The organism is Vibrio gallaecicus (assembly GCF_024347495.1).
Lineage (GTDB): Bacteria > Pseudomonadota > Gammaproteobacteria > Enterobacterales > Vibrionaceae > Vibrio > Vibrio gallaecicus.
This window is the reverse complement of record NZ_AP025490.1, coordinates 1,083,851-1,100,562: the sequence shown is the minus strand read 5'-3', so window position 1 is coordinate 1,100,562 and position 16,712 is coordinate 1,083,851. Positions and strand designations below refer to the sequence as shown.

The 16,712-nt window shown below is 40.1% G+C and carries 13 protein-coding genes; 8 read left to right on the top strand and 5 right to left on the bottom strand.

Annotated features, from left to right (window positions below; all coding sequences use genetic code 11):
• The first annotated feature begins 17 nt into the window (after positions 1 to 17).
• From OCU78_RS04915 to OCU78_RS04905, 3 genes are all read left to right on the top strand, one after another.
• On the top strand, positions 18 to 1,019 hold the full coding sequence (locus tag OCU78_RS04915) for a lipid A deacylase LpxR family protein (protein ID WP_137372444.1): 1,002 nt from the start codon (positions 18 to 20) through the stop codon (positions 1,017 to 1,019).
• Between the two features lie 162 nt (positions 1,020 to 1,181).
• Complete coding sequence (pflA, locus tag OCU78_RS04910) at positions 1,182 to 1,922, top strand: pyruvate formate lyase 1-activating protein (protein WP_137372443.1); 741 nt, start codon at positions 1,182 to 1,184, stop codon at positions 1,920 to 1,922.
• A 304-nt stretch (positions 1,923 to 2,226) separates the two neighbouring features.
• Positions 2,227 to 2,727: a YfbU family protein gene (locus OCU78_RS04905; protein ID WP_137372442.1), complete on the top strand. Its 501-nt coding sequence runs from the start codon at positions 2,227 to 2,229 to the stop codon at positions 2,725 to 2,727.
• Positions 2,728 to 2,880: 153 nt separating this feature from the next.
• On the opposite strand, the gene OCU78_RS04900 is transcribed toward OCU78_RS04905, so the two are convergent.
• On the bottom strand, positions 2,881 to 3,633 hold the full coding sequence (locus OCU78_RS04900; RefSeq protein ID WP_218940986.1) for a MipA/OmpV family protein: 753 nt from the start codon (positions 3,631 to 3,633) through the stop codon (positions 2,881 to 2,883).
• Between the two features lie 370 nt (positions 3,634 to 4,003).
• Between OCU78_RS04900 and OCU78_RS04895 the strand changes: the two genes are divergently transcribed.
• Genes OCU78_RS04895 through OCU78_RS04885 form a run of 3 tightly spaced genes read left to right on the top strand, consistent with a single transcriptional unit; the run spans position 4,004 to position 8,840 of the window.
• Positions 4,004 to 5,938 carry a PrkA family serine protein kinase gene (locus OCU78_RS04895; RefSeq protein WP_137372440.1) on the top strand — a complete coding sequence of 645 codons (1,935 nt, stop codon included), beginning with the start codon at positions 4,004 to 4,006 and terminating at the stop codon, positions 5,936 to 5,938.
• A gap of 38 nt (positions 5,939 to 5,976) precedes the next feature.
• A complete protein-coding gene (locus OCU78_RS04890) occupies positions 5,977 to 7,248 on the top strand; it encodes a YeaH/YhbH family protein (RefSeq protein WP_137372439.1) in 1,272 nt (423 codons plus the stop codon).
• 11 nt (positions 7,249 to 7,259) lie between these two features.
• Positions 7,260 to 8,840 (top strand): SpoVR family protein, encoded by a 1,581-nt coding sequence (locus OCU78_RS04885; protein ID WP_137372438.1) that lies wholly within the window; start codon positions 7,260 to 7,262, stop codon positions 8,838 to 8,840.
• 139 nt (positions 8,841 to 8,979) lie between these two features.
• On the opposite strand, the gene sohB is transcribed toward OCU78_RS04885, so the two are convergent.
• Positions 8,980 to 10,047, bottom strand: coding sequence for a protease SohB (sohB, locus tag OCU78_RS04880; protein ID WP_167493997.1), 1,068 nt, complete (start codon positions 10,045 to 10,047; stop codon positions 8,980 to 8,982).
• 134 nt (positions 10,048 to 10,181) lie between these two features.
• Between sohB and OCU78_RS04875 the strand changes: the two genes are divergently transcribed.
• Positions 10,182 to 10,922: a YciK family oxidoreductase gene (locus tag OCU78_RS04875; RefSeq protein WP_137372437.1), complete on the top strand. Its 741-nt coding sequence runs from the start codon at positions 10,182 to 10,184 to the stop codon at positions 10,920 to 10,922.
• Positions 10,923 to 11,288: 366 nt separating this feature from the next.
• On the opposite strand, the gene OCU78_RS04870 is transcribed toward OCU78_RS04875, so the two are convergent.
• A complete protein-coding gene (locus tag OCU78_RS04870; RefSeq protein WP_137372436.1) occupies positions 11,289 to 12,230 on the bottom strand; it encodes a chemotaxis protein CheV in 942 nt (313 codons plus the stop codon).
• 169 nt (positions 12,231 to 12,399) lie between these two features.
• Entirely contained in the window at positions 12,400 to 13,617 is a 1,218-nt protein-coding gene (gene mlc / locus OCU78_RS04865) for a sugar metabolism global transcriptional regulator Mlc (RefSeq protein ID WP_137372435.1), read from the bottom strand.
• A 313-nt stretch (positions 13,618 to 13,930) separates the two neighbouring features.
• On the opposite strand from mlc, the gene pyk reads away from it, so the two are divergent.
• On the top strand, positions 13,931 to 15,376 hold the full coding sequence (gene pyk, locus OCU78_RS04860) for a pyruvate kinase (RefSeq protein WP_137372434.1): 1,446 nt from the start codon (positions 13,931 to 13,933) through the stop codon (positions 15,374 to 15,376).
• A gap of 135 nt (positions 15,377 to 15,511) precedes the next feature.
• On the opposite strand, the gene OCU78_RS04855 is transcribed toward pyk, so the two are convergent.
• A complete protein-coding gene (locus OCU78_RS04855; RefSeq protein WP_137372433.1) occupies positions 15,512 to 16,666 on the bottom strand; it encodes a patatin-like phospholipase family protein in 1,155 nt (384 codons plus the stop codon).
• Positions 16,667 to 16,712: the final 46 nt, after the last annotated feature.

Genomic DNA, 16,712 nt, shown 5'->3' with positions numbered 1-16,712 from the left:
AGAAAGTAAGTTACTGCATGAAATACCTTCGCTGTTTACCATTGATTCTTCTGTCATTCTCATCAATCGCATCAGAACGCTCAACGTTAACCTTCGCTTTAGATAACGATGGTATTTTTGGTGTCGATCAAGACTACACCAACGGTCTTTTCTTCTCTTATACGTCTGCGGGAATTACCCCTAATGAATGGACCAAGCCACTAAGTCTATCTTTGTGGGGAGCTGCTTCTTTAGACAAATGGGAAGTCACTCTTGGTCATAAGATGTATACCCCTTCAGATATTGAAGTTGAAACTCCTTCAGCAAATGATCGCCCATATGCAGGCTATCTACATACTGAGATCAACTACATTAGCTTACACCCACAGCAAGCCCAGCGTTTCAATATCACTCTTGGTACTACTGGCGAACGTGCACTTTCTGAAGATGCTCAGAAATTGGTGCACTCCATTACCAAGTCAGACGACCCTCTGGGGTGGGAATATCAAGTCGATGACGAATACGCTGGAAGCATTGGCTACTTAACTCATCTTAATCTGCTACGTTCTCCAGCGGTTGCGAATACTGATTGGGAAGTTTCTAACATCATCGAAGTTAATGTTGGTAACTTCCGCAGTGATGTGTCCACTGGCTTTATGATGCGCTGGGGAACTGACCTAGGTGGCAATTTTGGTGCCGCCACGATAACAACTGAAAACCCATTTAGACCGGGCATGATTGGCGCATCCAATAATGGTTGGTTCACTTACGCTGGACTTGAGGGGCGTTACCGATTCAACGACCTAACAATTGAAGGTGATCGCTCTGGTGTCGATAAATATGCCCATGAGAACGGGCAAAATCCTGCTATTTATGATGTGACTTTAGAACATGTACAAGCAACAGCGGTTGCAGGTGTTGCTTGGTATAATCAATACGTTGGAGCAGCCTTTGCTCTCACAGTAAAAACACCAGATTATGAAGAAGCAAAAGAGAAAATTTACACAACAGGTGGAATAACTTTCTTCACCTTCTTTTAATCGTGTTTACGCGATGTTAAAGCTATAAATGATTTATAAATAAAGGCAATGAACCAAGAGGTTTATTGCCTTTATTTTTAGGAACATCGACCGATTTGACCCTATTTTATGTACCGGTTTTGTAATAAAATAACCGCATAAATTCCTATACGAGAATAGCTCATGTCTACAATTGGTCGCATTCACTCTTTCGAATCTTGTGGTACTGTCGATGGCCCTGGAATCCGCTTTATTGTGTTTCTTCAAGGGTGCTTAATGCGTTGTATGTACTGCCATAATCGCGATACATGGGATACTCACGGTGGAAAAGAAATAACGGTCGAAGAAATCATCAACGAGGCTAAATCATACCGTCATTTTATGAAAGCTTCTGGCGGTGGCATTACCTGTTCAGGCGGAGAAGCAATGCTGCAACCTGAATTCGTTCGTGATTTTTTCCAAGCCGCGCAAGCTGAAGGCATTCACACTTGTCTTGATACTAATGGCTATATTCGTAAGCATACAGATGTTGTTGATGAAGTACTGGAAGCCACTGATTTGGTCATGCTAGATTTAAAACACATGCGTGATGAAATTCACCATGATTTTATTGGTGTTTCCAATAAACGAACTTTAGATTTTGCTCGCTACTTACATAAGATAGGAAAGAAAACCTGGATTCGTTATGTTGTGGTTCCTGGTTACACAGACAAACCTGAAGATGCTCACTTACTTGGTGAGTTCATCAAGGATATGGACAACATCGAAAAGGTTGAACTATTGCCTTATCACAAACTGGGCGCTCACAAATGGGAAGCTATGGGTAACGAATACCCACTTGATGGTGTCAATCCACCAAGCAAAGAACTCATGGACGAAATTGTTGCAGTATTAAAGCAATACCACCCGAACGTTAAGTACTGATAACGATTTGAAGTTACTATAAAGCGCCTCAACTTTAGCTAGGCGCTTTTTTATTGCCTACTATTTATCATTCTCTGCTACCAATCTATATAAGGTTTCACCCATCAATTCACCCAGCTAAGAGTAAACCGTTCACTTTTAATTTCCTCGCAACTCGTCTCTTTATTTTTACTTACAAGTTTTGTTTATAGTTTCAAAAAATCGTATTAAATCTGTGTTGAGATCATGTTTCGGTACGTATGATTACTGTTAATCTTACTTCAACAAAATAATATTACATTTAGTTTTAAGTGAGGTTTCCCTTATGGAAATGACCAATGCTCAGCGTCTAATTCTATCAAATCAATACAAGCTTATGTCTCAAATGGACCCTGAGAATTCTACGAAGTACCAACGTCTGCAAACAATTGTAGAACGTGGTTACGAACTTCAAATGAGAGAACTCAACAAGGAATTTGGTTGTTTAACAGAGAGCGAATGTCGTGAAACTATCGACATCATGGAAATGTATCACGCGATGCAAGAGTCAAACAAAATGCTTTCTGATGCAGAGCGCAAAGATGTTGATCAACGTCGCCTGCAATTTTTAGGGTTTGATATTGCTTCCGAAGCACAATCGGTTAATTACGTGCGTTTCCTTATTGATTCCGAAGGTCTATACCCTCAATTCGATAAAGCTGATCACCACTTCAACAGCCAGATGCCAATGCTTGAGAAATATCGTCGAATGCTAACTACATGGCGCAATTGCCCTCGCCAATACCACTTATGCTCAACAGAGCTAAGCCAAATATTTAGTGCTTAACTAGATATTAGCTTAACTGAATTAACCTAACTTAAATCCATATAATTTAGATTAGGATTTATGTTTAGCAAATGAATTCAAAGAAAAGTTAATAGCAAAAAAAAGGGGTGGATACATGTGTATCCACCCCTTTTAATATCTATTCAGTAACTCTTAGAAGACGTAAGCTACGCCGACATTTGCGGTAGTGTTTACACCACTTTCAATGATAGGACTCTTCTCAATATCGCCTTCAAGGTTTGTGTAACGGATACCACCAGTTACACGAATATTTGGCGTAACATGGGCATAAGCACTTAGTCCAATGAAGTATTGACCGTCCCAGTCAGCATCAAATGAGCTAATCGTACCATTACCATCATTTGCTATTCGCTGCGCTTCTGAACTGCTCACACCATATAAATGGTTATTCAAACGTTCACTATTATATGCATAACCTATAGCAGGAGTAATAGCCCACCCTTTACGACGAATAGGTAAACGCCAAGCAGCTTCAGCGTAAAGACCGTTATGCTTAGCACCAAGATCAGACCCAGCCGTTGCTTCAAACATACCCACCAGCGTGATTAATTGATAGCTCACACCTCCCATAATCGATGCTTTTCGTTCATCAAGTAAACGAATATCAGTATTATCCGAATCACTCGGCTTTAAGGTTCTCGGGTCATAAAAAGCTCTGAAAACAATATTTTGTGGGCTACCAGCAGGTAAGAGCCTGTATCCAGCGCTAAACCCACGCATGAAAAAGTGCTCACCTTCATAACCGACTAGCGGAATAACCGTTTGGTTTGATGGAGTATCAATATAAACCGCAGGAGAATACGATGCTGCAGCACCTAACGACCATTGAGAGATCTTCGCTTGAGCTGCTGTTGTCACCAATATTGCTGCACTAATACAGCACATTTTTAACCAACTATTTTTCACTTTGAGTTCCTATATCTTTGGGCTGTATGAGCATAAATCGTCCGTGTTTATTATATGGAACCTCATACCAAAAGACAATGAAGCCATAAATATTTATCAAAACATATAAAAACACACCTTGAACGACTATTCATTCAACCTCAAGCATTATCACAATCAATAATTCACTTTTTTAAAGCCAGCAGCGAACACACCACATCTGCGTTGCGTCCTTCAATTTGCATATCTAAATGTAAATAAATACATAATTGCTAAGCAAAATTGTGTAGTCAGGTCTAGTCTTAAAATGTAAGGGGAATCTATTTTCAATCGCTCGTCAGTATGACTGGTTAACAAGGGGAATGTGACTATGAGTATTTTTGACCATTATCAATCTCGTTATGAGGCTGCAAAAGAAGAAGAGCTGTCTCTGCAAGATTTTCTTGCTCTCTGTAAAGATGATAAAAGCGCTTACGCAAATGCTGCCGAACGTCTACTACTTGCTATTGGCGAGCCTGAAATTATTGATACAGCCCAAGACCCTTGGCTCAGTAGAATTTTTTCTAACCGCGTGATTTCTCGGTATAAAGAGTTTGAAGATTTCTATGGTATGGAAGACGCCATAGAACAAATCGTTTCTTACCTAAAACATGCAGCCCAAGGTTTAGAAGAACGCAAACAAATTCTATATCTACTTGGTCCCGTTGGGGGCGGTAAATCATCTTTAGCGGAGAAACTCAAAGCATTAATGCAAAAAATGCCTATTTATGTACTTTCTGCTAATGGAGAGCGTAGCCCTGTCAATGACCACCCTTTCTGCTTATTCGACGTGAGTGAAGATGGGGATTTATTGAAAAAAGAGTATGGTATTGAAAAGCGTTATGTACGATCAATCATGTCACCGTGGGCAGCAAAACGCTTGCATGAGTTTGGTGGTGATATATCTAAATTCAAAGTAATTAAAGTTCGTCCTTCAATTTTGGATCAATTGGCGATTGCAAAAACAGAACCTGGTGACGAAAACAATCAAGATATCTCCTCACTTGTGGGGAAAGTTGATATTCGCCAGCTTGAACACTTCTCGCAAGATGATCCAGATGCCTACAGCTACTCTGGTGCTTTATGTAAAGCTAACCAAGGGCTAATGGAGTTTGTCGAAATGTTTAAGGCTCCGATAAAAGTCTTACACCCATTATTGACCGCAACTCAAGAAGGGAACTTCAACGGTACAGAGGGGCTGTCAGCCTTACCGTTTGATGGCATGATCCTAGCTCACTCCAATGAATCTGAATGGCAGACCTTCCGAAATAACAAGAACAATGAGGCATTCCTTGATCGTGTTTATATTGTGAAAGTACCTTATTGCTTACGAGTGTCTGAAGAAGTCAAAATCTACCAGAAGCTACTGGAACACAGTGAACTGTCTAAAGCGCCATGTTCGCCAAGTACCCTAGAGCTACTTTCTCAGTTCAGTATTCTTTCTCGTCTAAAAGAACCGGAAAATTCATCATTGTTCTCCAAAATGCGGGTTTATGACGGTGAAACACTGAAAGATACCGATCCAAAAGCCAAAAGCTATCAAGAGTATCGTGACTATGCTGGTGTCGATGAGGGCATGTCTGGTCTATCTACTCGTTTCGCTTTTAAAATCCTATCTCGGGTATTCAACTTCGATCAAACCGAAGTAGCGGCTAACCCTGTTCACCTTTTCTACGTCGTTGAGCAGCAAATTGAACGTGAGCAATTCCCGCAAGAGCAAGCAGAGAAGTACTTGGAATACCTTAAAGGCTACTTAGTGCCTCGCTACGTAGAGTTTATTGGTAAAGAAATTCAAACCGCTTACTTAGAGTCTTATTCTGAATACGGGCAAAATATTTTTGACCGCTATGTCACCTACGCTGATTTTTGGATTCAAGACCAAGAATACCGTGATCCGGAAACAGGTCAGCTGTTTGATCGCGCTTCACTTAATGGTGAACTTGAGAAAATTGAGAAAACTGCAGGCATTAGCAACCCTAAAGACTTCCGTAATGAAATCGTTAACTTTGTTCTTCGAGCTAAAGCGAATAACAATGGGCTTAATCCGGTTTGGACAAGTTACGAAAAACTACGCACAGTCATTGAGAAAAAAATGTTCTCAAATACAGAAGAACTGCTGCCAGTCATTTCCTTTAATGCGAAAACATCCTCTGAAGATCAGAAGAAGCACGACGACTTTGTTGCTCGCATGATGGAAAAAGGTTACACCGAGAAGCAAGTTAGGCTGCTTTCTGAGTGGTACCTAAGAGTTCGTAAATCCTCGTAAAAAGTAGGATCACAACGACAATACTTAGAGGGGGATCTATGGCTCAATTTATCGATCGGAGACTCAATGGCAAAAATAAGAGCGCTGTAAATAGGCAGCGTTTCTTAAGACGTCATAAAGAGCAAATCAAGGAATCGGTTGCCGATGCAGTGAACCGACGTTCAATCACAAATACTGAATCAGGTGAAGACGTTACGATTCCGCATAAAGACATAAAGGAACCAACATTCCACCAAGGTCAAGGTGGCATGAGAGAACGTGTACACCCTGGCAATGACCAGTTCATTACGGGCGATAAAATTGATCGCCCTAAAGGAGGCGGACAAGGTGGAGGCTCAGGTCAAGGTGATGCTAGCCAAGATGGTGAAGGACAAGATGAATTCACCTTTCAAATTTCTAAAGATGAATACTTAGATATTTTATTTGAAGATCTGGAACTGCCAAACCTTGAGAAAAACCAACTCAATAAGATCACTGAATGGAAAATACATCGTTCTGGTTATCAAACTGCAGGGATTCCTTCAAATATTGCTATTGTTCGTTCATTACAACAGTCACTAGCACGTCGTACCGCTATGACTGCTGGTAAAAGGCGTCAACTCAATGAGCTGGTAGATATGCTTGACCAAGTACAGATGAAAGAACCAGCTCAACCATTTGAAGAAACACGTATTAAAGACGAAATAGCGGCTCTGAAAAAGAAAATTGAGAGTGTACCTTTTATTGATACGTTTGATTTACGCTATAAAAACTATGAGAAACGCCCAATTCCTTCAAGCCAAGCCGTGATGTTTTGTTTAATGGATGTATCTGGCTCGATGGATCAAGCAACCAAAGATATCGCGAAACGCTTTTACGTGTTGCTGTACCTATTCTTAAATCGAACTTACGAAAATGTAGATGTGGTATTCATTCGTCATCACACTCAAGCCAAAGAAGTAGATGAGCATGAATTTTTCTACTCACAAGAGACAGGTGGCACAATTGTTTCAAGTGCATTGAAATTAATGAACGAAATCATTGCTGACCGCTACCCAGTCGGAGAGTGGAACATTTATGCGGCGCAAGCCTCTGATGGGGACAATTGGGCAGATGACTCACCAAGATGTAAAGAGTTACTGGTGAATAAGCTCCTCCCAAACTGCCAGTATTATTCTTATATAGAAATTACACGCCGTTCTCACCAAACTTTATGGCATGAATACGAAAAGCTGGAAACCAGTTTTCCCAATTTTGCTATGAAGAATATCAAAACGGTCGATGACATCTTCCCTGTATTTAGGGAACTCTTTAAGAAAGAGACAGCGTAAGGAGATTTGCCATGACAACGAAACCAGACGTTGCCGAAAAAGGCAAAACAAACGCACAAGCAACGCCTAAAGCGCGTGATACAAGCAAGCTTCTGCCTGATGGACCAGACTGGACCTTTAACCTACTAGAGCAGTACCACGTAGAAATTAAACGTGTTGCAGAGCATTACCGCTTAGATACTTATCCTAATCAAATAGAAGTAATCACTTCAGAACAAATGATGGATGCCTATTCAAGTATAGGCATGCCTATTAACTATAATCATTGGTCCTTTGGCAAAAAATTCATCCAAACAGAACAAAATTACAAACACGGTCAGATGGGGCTTGCCTACGAGATCGTCATTAATTCTGACCCGTGTATAGCTTACTTAATGGAAGAAAATACAGTCACGATGCAGGCTCTTGTAATGGCACACGCTTGTTACGGGCATAACTCATTCTTTAAAGGTAATTACCTATTTCAAACCTGGACAGATGCTAGCTCGATTATTGATTATTTGTTGTTTGCTAAGAAATACATTGCAAGCTGTGAGGAGAAATATGGTGTTTCTGAAGTAGAGAAACTGCTCGATTCTTGTCACGCTTTAATGAACTACGGAGTAGATCGCTACAAGCGACCAGAAAAAATATCTATCGCAGAAGAAACGGCAAGACAAGAAGAAAGGGAAGCTTACCTTCAATCGCAAGTAAATGAATTATGGCGAACGGTTCCAAAGGCAAAAGAGAAGGAAGAAGACCTAAAAATTCGTTTTCCTTCCGAGCCACAAGAAAATATTCTTTATTTCATAGAAAAGCACGCCCCTTTACTTGAACCTTGGCAACGAGAATGCGTGCGTATTGTACGTAAAATAAGCCAGTACTATTACCCTCAAAAGCAGACGCAAGTGATGAATGAAGGATGGGCGACCTATTGGCATTACACCATTTTGAATCATTTGTACGATGAAGGTTTAGTCAGCGATAAGTTCATTCTTGAGTTTTTACATAGCCATACTAGTGTTGTCGCTCAACCAGCATACAACAGTCCATATTTTAGTGGTATTAACCCCTATGCGCTTGGCTTCGCCATGTTTCGGGATATTCGTAGGATATGTGAAGAGCCAACAGACGAAGATAAGGAATGGTTCCCTGAACTGGCAGGAAGTGATTGGTTGGACTCTTTACACTTTGCTATGCACAACTTCAAAGATGAGAGTTTTATAAGTCAGTATCTATCACCCAAGTTAATGCGCGATTTCAAACTGTTCTCAATTCTCGATGACGACAGAAAGAATCATATTGAAGTTAGTGCTATACACGATGAATCAGGTTACAGGTTAATTCGGGAAAAACTGGCCGCTCAATATAATCTCAGTAATTTAGAGCCAAATATACAAGTTTTTAATGTTGATATACGCGGCGATCGCTCCATGACACTGCAGTATGTACCTCATGACCGCATTCCCTTAGATAAAGGTTATGATGAGGTATTAAAACACTTATATCGCTTGTGGGGCTTTGACGTCATCTTAGAAGAGCTTAAAGATACCGGGCACAGAGAGATACTCGCGGCATGTCCAAAGCGAAACGATTATGGTGGAAAAATTTAATCACCTAGTTTGCTTCAGTTTAATAAATGTAATTACGAATAATAAAGCGCATAGATTTGAGCCTATGCGCTTTATTTTATTATTACGTCGGTAACTTGATATTTATAGACTCAAAAAAACGTGAAACTGATGAAATCAGTTAAACAATTGGCTTTTGCCCGCGTTCAATTAACTTCATTAATACGTTATCTGCCGATTTACCCGCAACACCCGCCAACTTGTCAGATAGTTTTTTCTTCTGCACATAATGAATAGCTAAAACAGTCTTATCTTTACAAGCCTCAACGACCAAATCATCTGATGTACGAAGTTCGTCAACAAGACCTAATTCATAAGCTTGAGTACCAAACCAATGCTCGCCTGTCGCAACTTTTTCCAAGTCTAGAGCTGGACGATGGTCTCGGATGAAGTTCTTGAATAGATCATGTGTTTCTTCTAATTCTTCTTTAAACTTTTCGCGTGCTTTATCGCTGTTCTCACCAAACATAGTCAATGTGCGTTTGTATTCGCCCGCGGTAAGCTGCTCAAATTCAATATCATGCTTTTTAAGAAGCTTATTAAAATTAGGCAATTGAGCAATCACGCCAATTGAGCCCACAATAGCAAACGGTGCAGAAACAATTTTGTCTGCAATGCAAGCCATCATGTAGCCGCCACTTGCGGCGACTTTATCTACAGATATAGTCAGAGGCAGACCTGCTGCTTTGATGCGATCTAGTTGAGAAGAAGCTAAGCCATAACCATGTACCATGCCACCTCCAGACTCAAGTTTAAGTAAAACTTCATCACCTTCACGTGCAACAGCTATAACCGCTGTCACCTCTTCACGTAGGGAAGCCACTTCTTTTGCGTCGATACTGCCATTGAAGTCTAGAACAAACAGGTGAGATTCACGTTTACTATCTAATTCACCCTCTTTGGCGGCTTTTTTGATTTCTTTATCACGAGATTTATTTTTTTCTTTTTCTGTTTTCTTTTCAGCTTTATCGCGAGCTTTAATAAAAGCTTCATCATGTAAATGATGCTCTAACTGCTCAATCGTTTGTTTATGGTGCTCAGAAAGGTTAGTGATTTCCAATTCACCTTTTATCGCACTTGATTTTCCACCTACTGACTTAGCAATAACTAAAATAGCAATAATGGCAATTACGACTGTCGCAATCTTGGCTAAAAACAAGCCGTAGTCCAACAAAAATTCCAATGTCATATCCCCTAATGTATGAATTAGTGTATTGTAACGATCTTGTCACGATTACCAAGAATTTCTACTCATTCCTGCAGTTATCTGTGTGATAAAACATCAATGGAATGACTTACATAATTAAAAGAAGGATGCGCACAGTGGATTTCCCAATCTCTAAAGATGCCCTCAAAGATAAAGTAATTTTAGTTACAGGAGCAGGAGCTGGTATTGGTCGCCAAGCTGCTCTTAGTTTTGCTCAGCATGGAGCAACGGTCATCTTACTTGGTCGTAATGTTAAAAACCTTGAATTCATTTACGATGAAATTGAGTCTGCAGGCTACCCTCAGCCAGCTATTATTCCTCTTGATCTAAAAGGGGCAACAAAGCAAAACTATATTGATATGGCAGAAACGATTGAAGGTCAATTTGGTCGTTTAGATGGCTTACTACATAACGCAGGCGTATTAGGCACATTAAGTCCCTTTGATCAGATTGATGAAGATACTTTTGATGATGTCATGCAAATAAACGTTAAAGCCGAGTTTTTAATGACTCAAGCATTACTTCCTATCATCAAAAAGTCTGAAGCCGGCAGAATTATATTTACCTCTTCAACAGTTGGACATTCTGGACGTACTTTTTGGGGAACTTATGCAATATCTAAATTTGCGACGGAAGGAATGATGCAAATTCTAGCTGATGAGTTAGAAGAGACGCCAATTCGAGTTAATGCCATTAACCCTGGGGCAACACAAACTCGGATGCGAGCGAAAGCTTACCCAGGTGAAGATGCAAACCAGCTGAAAGCTCCGATTGATATTATGCCGCTTTATTTACATTTGATGAGCCCAGAAACAACAGATGTGAATGGTCAATGTATTGATGCGCAACCGAAGTAACTTTCAATACTTTTAACGCTTATTCCGTAGGAAAATTCAAAATAGTCGTTGTAAGATCTATAAATTAAGCAATTTCTATTTTATCCAGATAAAGAAAAAGGGAGGCAAGCCTCCCTTTTAAATCAATTCGTTAAGTTAACCCTTAACTTCAGCTTCCGTACGTCTTTTCTTAATTTCCTTATACAGTAAAATACTTAAAGTCATTACGACTTTAGATGTTAACCATATCATTGTAGGAACTACCCTAAAATTTTGATGAAAAGTTACGTTAGATAGTTTTACATATTTCACTATGTAAAATATGTATGGTTAATATAACAACTATTTATCAAATCGTCATCAAATCTATATAGAACACCATTCCAATTATAAAATCTGGCGTAGTCTATCTTGAGCTACTTGAACCAACAAATCTGGCTGGAACTTAGATATGAAGCGGTCACACCCTACTTTTTCAACCATAGCTTCATTAAAACTGCCGCTTAAAGACGTGTTTAAAGTAATGAAAAGATCATGCATGCGAGGATCACTGCGCACTTCATGTGTCAGCTTATAGCCATCCATTTCCGGCATTTCTGCATCGGTAATCATCAACAGCAGCTCTTCATTTATATTCTTACCGGCATCACACCAAGATTTAAGTAAGTTCAACGCTTCTAAGCCATCTCGGCACTCAATAATATTGAGTCCAAGTTGAGACAAAGTGCCTTTCACTTGATTTCTTGCTGTGGAAGAATCATCAACAATCAGTACATTTCGGCCAATCATTTCATTGGCTAACTGCGAATCTAAAATACCTTCAGAGATCGATACATCGTATTCAATAATCTCCGCTAATACTTTTTCAACATCAATAATTTCAACAATTTTCGTCAATTTATCTTCTTCGATATGAGTAATCGCTGTCAGATAATTGTTACGTCCTGATGTTCTTGGAGGTGGCTGGATTTCAGTCCATGCCGTATTAACAATATTACGGACTTGCCCCACAAGGAAACCTTGCACACTTCGGTTATATTCCGTGATGATAAGATTTTGTTCTTGTGAGTCATCTCTTGAGGGAGGAAAGCCAATTGCACTTCGAAGATCGATAACAGGCACAGATTCACCGCGTAGTGAAGCCACACCTGTTATGTGATGATGAGCCCCTGGTAATCGAGTTAAAGGTGGGACTTTTAAAACTTCTTTAACTTTAAATACGTTAATCGCGAAAAGTTGACGACTATTTAAACTAAACAAAAGCAGCTCAAGTCGGTTTTCACCAACGAGCTTAGTTCTTTGGTCAACTGAGTTTAAAACTCCAGACATACAACACCCTAGTAATCACTATAACTATAATTATATCTATAGTTACCATAGCCCAAGTCAATAAGCTTAGATATCAATAAAAACGTTTCTAAAGATAAACTCTAAAAATGTTAAAGCAAATCACAAGAACTCGGCACGCTAAACAATAGTTAGATTTGACTAATACCCGTTAACCTTCAATCACTTTCATTAGCAATTGACCATCGAAAAGTGCTTGTTTAACCAAAGCAGCACCTGGCATTGTCGCTTGCTTATAAAAACGAGACTCTACTAACTCAAGGTCTTGCTGGTAAACAGGTAAAGACTGCTCTTCAATACACTTTTGAATGACAGGAAACAAAACCTCTTTAGCTTGGTTAATTGCACCACCAATCAAGATTTTTTCAGGGTTAAACAGATTAATCACCATCGCTATCGCAGAACCTAAGTATTGACCAAGTTGCTCTATAACTTCAACAGCAAGAGGATCACCTTGTGCAGCAGCTCCGCAAATATTTTCCAAAGAAATTGTTTCTAGCTCACTTAAGCTCGATTGTTCGCCATTTGCAATTCGTTCTGTGACTTGCTCTCGAATCGCTTTGGAGCTTGCAACCGTTTCTAAACAGCCCCGGTTTCCACAATGGCACTGTTTGCCATTCTTATCGATTTGAATATGACCTAGCTCGCCGATGTTACCGTGTCGACCTTGCAATACTCGCCCATCTAAAATAATCCCGGCGCCAAGACCGTGGTGGATCGAGATAAGGACGGAATTTTCATTGTTTTGGGAGTTACCAAATAATTTCTCAGCCAATGCCCACGCTCTTGTGTCATTCGCGATAAAAACCGGTAAACCCGTTTCTTTATAGATTTCAGGACCTAGTGCTAAGTTCTCTACATTATAGTGAGGCATTTGTAGCACTATCCCCTCTTCAGAATTCACTAAACCCGGTAACGTAATTGCAATACTCGTTACTCGATCTAGTTGCTCGGAATAGGTTTGAAAAAATTCATCGATTTCATGAAGAAGGCGAGCCAATACATCATCTTGATCAATTTCATGAATATCAATTTTGGTATCAATTAAAACATCGCCTCCTAATTCATGGAGTGCGATCGTCAAATAGCCTCGCCCAAGGCGCATCGATAAAAATTGCCAGCCCTCATTGTTGGTTTGTAAACCAACTGCAGGGCGACCTCGACTTGTCGCTTCTTGAACTGTAGTTTCATGAATAAGATGCGCTTCAATGAGTTCACGAGTAATTTTGGTAATACTCGCCGGAGCCAACTGACTTTGCTTGGACAAATCGATACGAGAAATGGGACCTTTAAGGTCTATTAGTTTATATACACGACCAGCATTGACCTGTTTGATATGATCAATATGGCCCGGTTGAGCCATGTACATTTTATGCTCCAGAAATCATTAACAAAGCAATTTTTTTACTTTGCGAAGTAATTGTGAAGTCACTTGGTATATCGCCGTGACAGGCATCACGTATATACACGAATCTTTGTGTATCTAGTCAAATAGTTCAATAAAAATTAACACTTTTTCTAACAAATACTGGCTTATTTTTTTAAGTAAAATATCCACACACATACCAATGATAGCTGTATTTCTTTATTATTTTCCTTCGAATTCTCTAATTTGTATGGCCTCTCCAAATAAAATGGGCATTAATGCATATACTTAATTTAGTTGAACACAGGAGACTCCAATGACAGCTGAATTACGAAAAACAAAAATTGTCACAACACTTGGTCCATCAACAGATAAAGACAACGTTCTTGAAGAAATAATCAAAGCAGGTGCAAACGTTGTTCGTATGAACTTTTCTCACGGGACCAGTGAAGATCATATTCTTCGAGCTCAAAAAGTAAGAGCCATAGCTGCAAAATTAGGAACTCAAGTCGCTATCTTAGGGGACTTACAAGGACCAAAAATTCGAGTGTCGACTTTTAAGGATGGCAAAGTTCAGTTAACTATCGGTGATAACTTTACACTTGATAGTAGCCTTGGCTTAGGTGAAGGCACAAATGAGTCGGTAGGACTTGATTATAAAGAACTTCCCAATGATGTTTGTTCCGGGGATGTTTTACTACTGGATGATGGACGTGTTCAGCTGCAAGTCACAGAAGTCGAAGGCTGTAAAGTTCACACTAAAGTTACCATTGGCGGCCCCTTGTCGAACAATAAAGGTATCAATAAAAAAGGTGGTGGGCTTTCTGCTGAAGCGCTGACAGAAAAAGACAAAAGAGATATCGTCACAGCAGCTCAGATCAAGGTGGATTTTTTAGCAATATCTTTCCCAAGAAATGGTGCAGATATGATTTATGCCCGCAAGCTTGCACGTGAAGCGGGTCTTGAAGCGCATTTAGTTGCTAAAGTTGAAAGAGCAGAGACAGTTGCAACTGAAGAGAGTATGGACGACATCATTATGGCTTCAGATGTTGTCATGGTCGCCCGTGGGGACCTTGGAGTTGAAATTGGCGACCCAGAACTTGTTGGGGTTCAAAAGCAGCTTATAAGGCGTGCTAGAGCGCTTAATCGAACTGTCATTACTGCGACACAAATGATGGAATCTATGATGTCCGCGCCCATGCCAACACGAGCAGAAGTGATGGATGTTGCAAACGCAGTATTAGATGGAACCGATGCGGTGATGCTATCAGGTGAAACCGCTGCGGGTGATTACCCAATTGAAACCGTGAAATCGATGGCTGAAGTGTGTGTCGGGGCAGAGAAGATGGCTTCGGTTAATCAATCCAACTACCGAATTGATCGCACGTTTGTCACGGCTGAGGAAACAGTTTCTATGGCAACTATCTATTCAGCAAACCATATGGAAGGAATCAAAGGCGTCGTCACTTTGACTGAATCAGGTAGAACAGCCTTAATGATGTCACGGCTCAGTGCTGACATGCCCATTTATGCTTTATCTCGAAATGAAGAAACACTTAACCGCTGTGCGTTGTATAGAGGCGTCACTCCTATCTATTTTGAGACCGATGAAGATGATAGCTTAGATATTGCTTTATCAACACTTAAGAACCTAAAAAGCAAAAATCACTTGAAGTTTGGTGACCTCGTCATTATTACTCAGGGGGATATTATGGATGTTGCTGGGTCGACAAACTGTATGAGAATCCTTCCCGTCACCTAATGATACTTTAATGTTTATCTTTAACTAAACATCAAGTGCTTACCAGCTAAGTGCTTGATGTTTAAATTCATATATCACTACGCTAAAACTCAAGGTTAGGTCTCACTCATTTACAACTAAGTAATTCACAATTGGCTAATTCTTGTGACTGACTAATGAATAAGCCTCAATAAATCGATACCCTGCTTCCAACCCCAACTGATAATCATGCAATAAGTCCACTTTATCGCTCATTAACGAACTGGATTTCAGAGGCTGACTCGGAGCAATTTGAACAATGTAAGTATCATCCGGCGGGTTATTCAAGAAGTCTTGAGTCAACGAATATGTTTGATAATGTACCATCAACATATCGGCTAAGCCGGAATCAAATTTATCACCCACTAAATGGCTTAAACGGTAGATATCGTCAGCGCCAAATAGCCAGCGTCCACCATTTAATAAATCTAAATTATTCCGTTCTTTTTTTTGTTCTTTGGAACGTGATATCTGCTGTTGAAAAAATGAAGTCCAATCGGTTTTCCATTGTTCAACACGCTGCTGCCAATGACCTTGCACACTGCTGAACGACTCTCTAAACCATTCTAATTCCTCTACAGATATCGCTTTGGGAGGACCCATTTCATTATTACCAGTAGGTTCATTTTCTTCAAGCACAGGTTCAGTTCTAATCACGACAATAGAACGAGCTTGTCTGCGCCATGCTTCTTGAACCGGTATACATGCAGAAACACCGCCATCGACATAAGAGCGGTCACCAATGATAACTTCTCCATTATGAAGCCTTGGGATTGCGCATGTTGCCAGCATGGCTTTGTACCATTCATCGCCAAATAGTGGAAAATAGTGATCACTCAGGTTTTGAGCATCTGTCACAGCTGCAAATATATTCCGGCTTCCTAATACTTGGCGACCAAGATCGATATCCAGCTTATAGGGGTAAGAGAAGACTTGTTCAAGCGCCCACTCTAAACCTAAACCTTTATTGTGTCTGATATAAGAAAAGAGATTAAAGAATTCTGGTGAGGTTGTAAGTTCAGTTATAAATGATTTACCTAGCCCTTGCTCGCGACAGACAAATGCACAAAGATTTAGCGCACCAGCAGAAGTGCCAAAAAAATCATCAAAAGGGTCAAAGTTAGATAACAGGAAAGAATCTAAAACACCGGAGGTAAAAATGCCTCTCTGCCCGCCACCTTGGGCAACCAGTGCCGTTTTCCCAATAATGTATTTAGAGTAATAATCTAAATCAATTGCTGATTCAGAGTTAGTTATCAGGGCTCTATTCATAATAAGTAAGGGGTTGATTTAGGTAGACGCGGACCGCTAACCCCAT

What these genes read in the sequence shown, in the direction of transcription:
- OCU78_RS04900 (WP_218940986.1), bottom strand. Translation starts at nt 3,633, where the DNA reads ATGTGCTGTATTAGTGCAGCAATATTGGTGACAACAGCAGCTCAAGCG.
- mlc (WP_137372435.1), bottom strand. Translation starts at nt 13,617, where the DNA reads ATGTACATGGCTCAACCGGGCCATATTGATCATATCAAACAGGTCAAT.
- OCU78_RS04915 (WP_137372444.1), top strand. Translation starts at nt 18, where the DNA reads ATGAAATACCTTCGCTGTTTACCATTGATTCTTCTGTCATTCTCATCA.
- pflA (WP_137372443.1), top strand. Translation starts at nt 1,182, where the DNA reads ATGTCTACAATTGGTCGCATTCACTCTTTCGAATCTTGTGGTACTGTC.
- OCU78_RS04885 (WP_137372438.1), top strand. Translation starts at nt 7,260, where the DNA reads ATGACAACGAAACCAGACGTTGCCGAAAAAGGCAAAACAAACGCACAA.
- OCU78_RS04905 (WP_137372442.1), top strand. Translation starts at nt 2,227, where the DNA reads ATGGAAATGACCAATGCTCAGCGTCTAATTCTATCAAATCAATACAAG.
- OCU78_RS04855 (WP_137372433.1), bottom strand. Translation starts at nt 16,666, where the DNA reads ATGAATAGAGCCCTGATAACTAACTCTGAATCAGCAATTGATTTAGAT.
- OCU78_RS04890 (WP_137372439.1), top strand. Translation starts at nt 5,977, where the DNA reads ATGGCTCAATTTATCGATCGGAGACTCAATGGCAAAAATAAGAGCGCT.
- OCU78_RS04870 (WP_137372436.1), bottom strand. Translation starts at nt 12,230, where the DNA reads ATGTCTGGAGTTTTAAACTCAGTTGACCAAAGAACTAAGCTCGTTGGT.
- pyk (WP_137372434.1), top strand. Translation starts at nt 13,931, where the DNA reads ATGACAGCTGAATTACGAAAAACAAAAATTGTCACAACACTTGGTCCA.
- OCU78_RS04895 (WP_137372440.1), top strand. Translation starts at nt 4,004, where the DNA reads ATGAGTATTTTTGACCATTATCAATCTCGTTATGAGGCTGCAAAAGAA.
- sohB (WP_167493997.1), bottom strand. Translation starts at nt 10,047, where the DNA reads ATGACATTGGAATTTTTGTTGGACTACGGCTTGTTTTTAGCCAAGATT.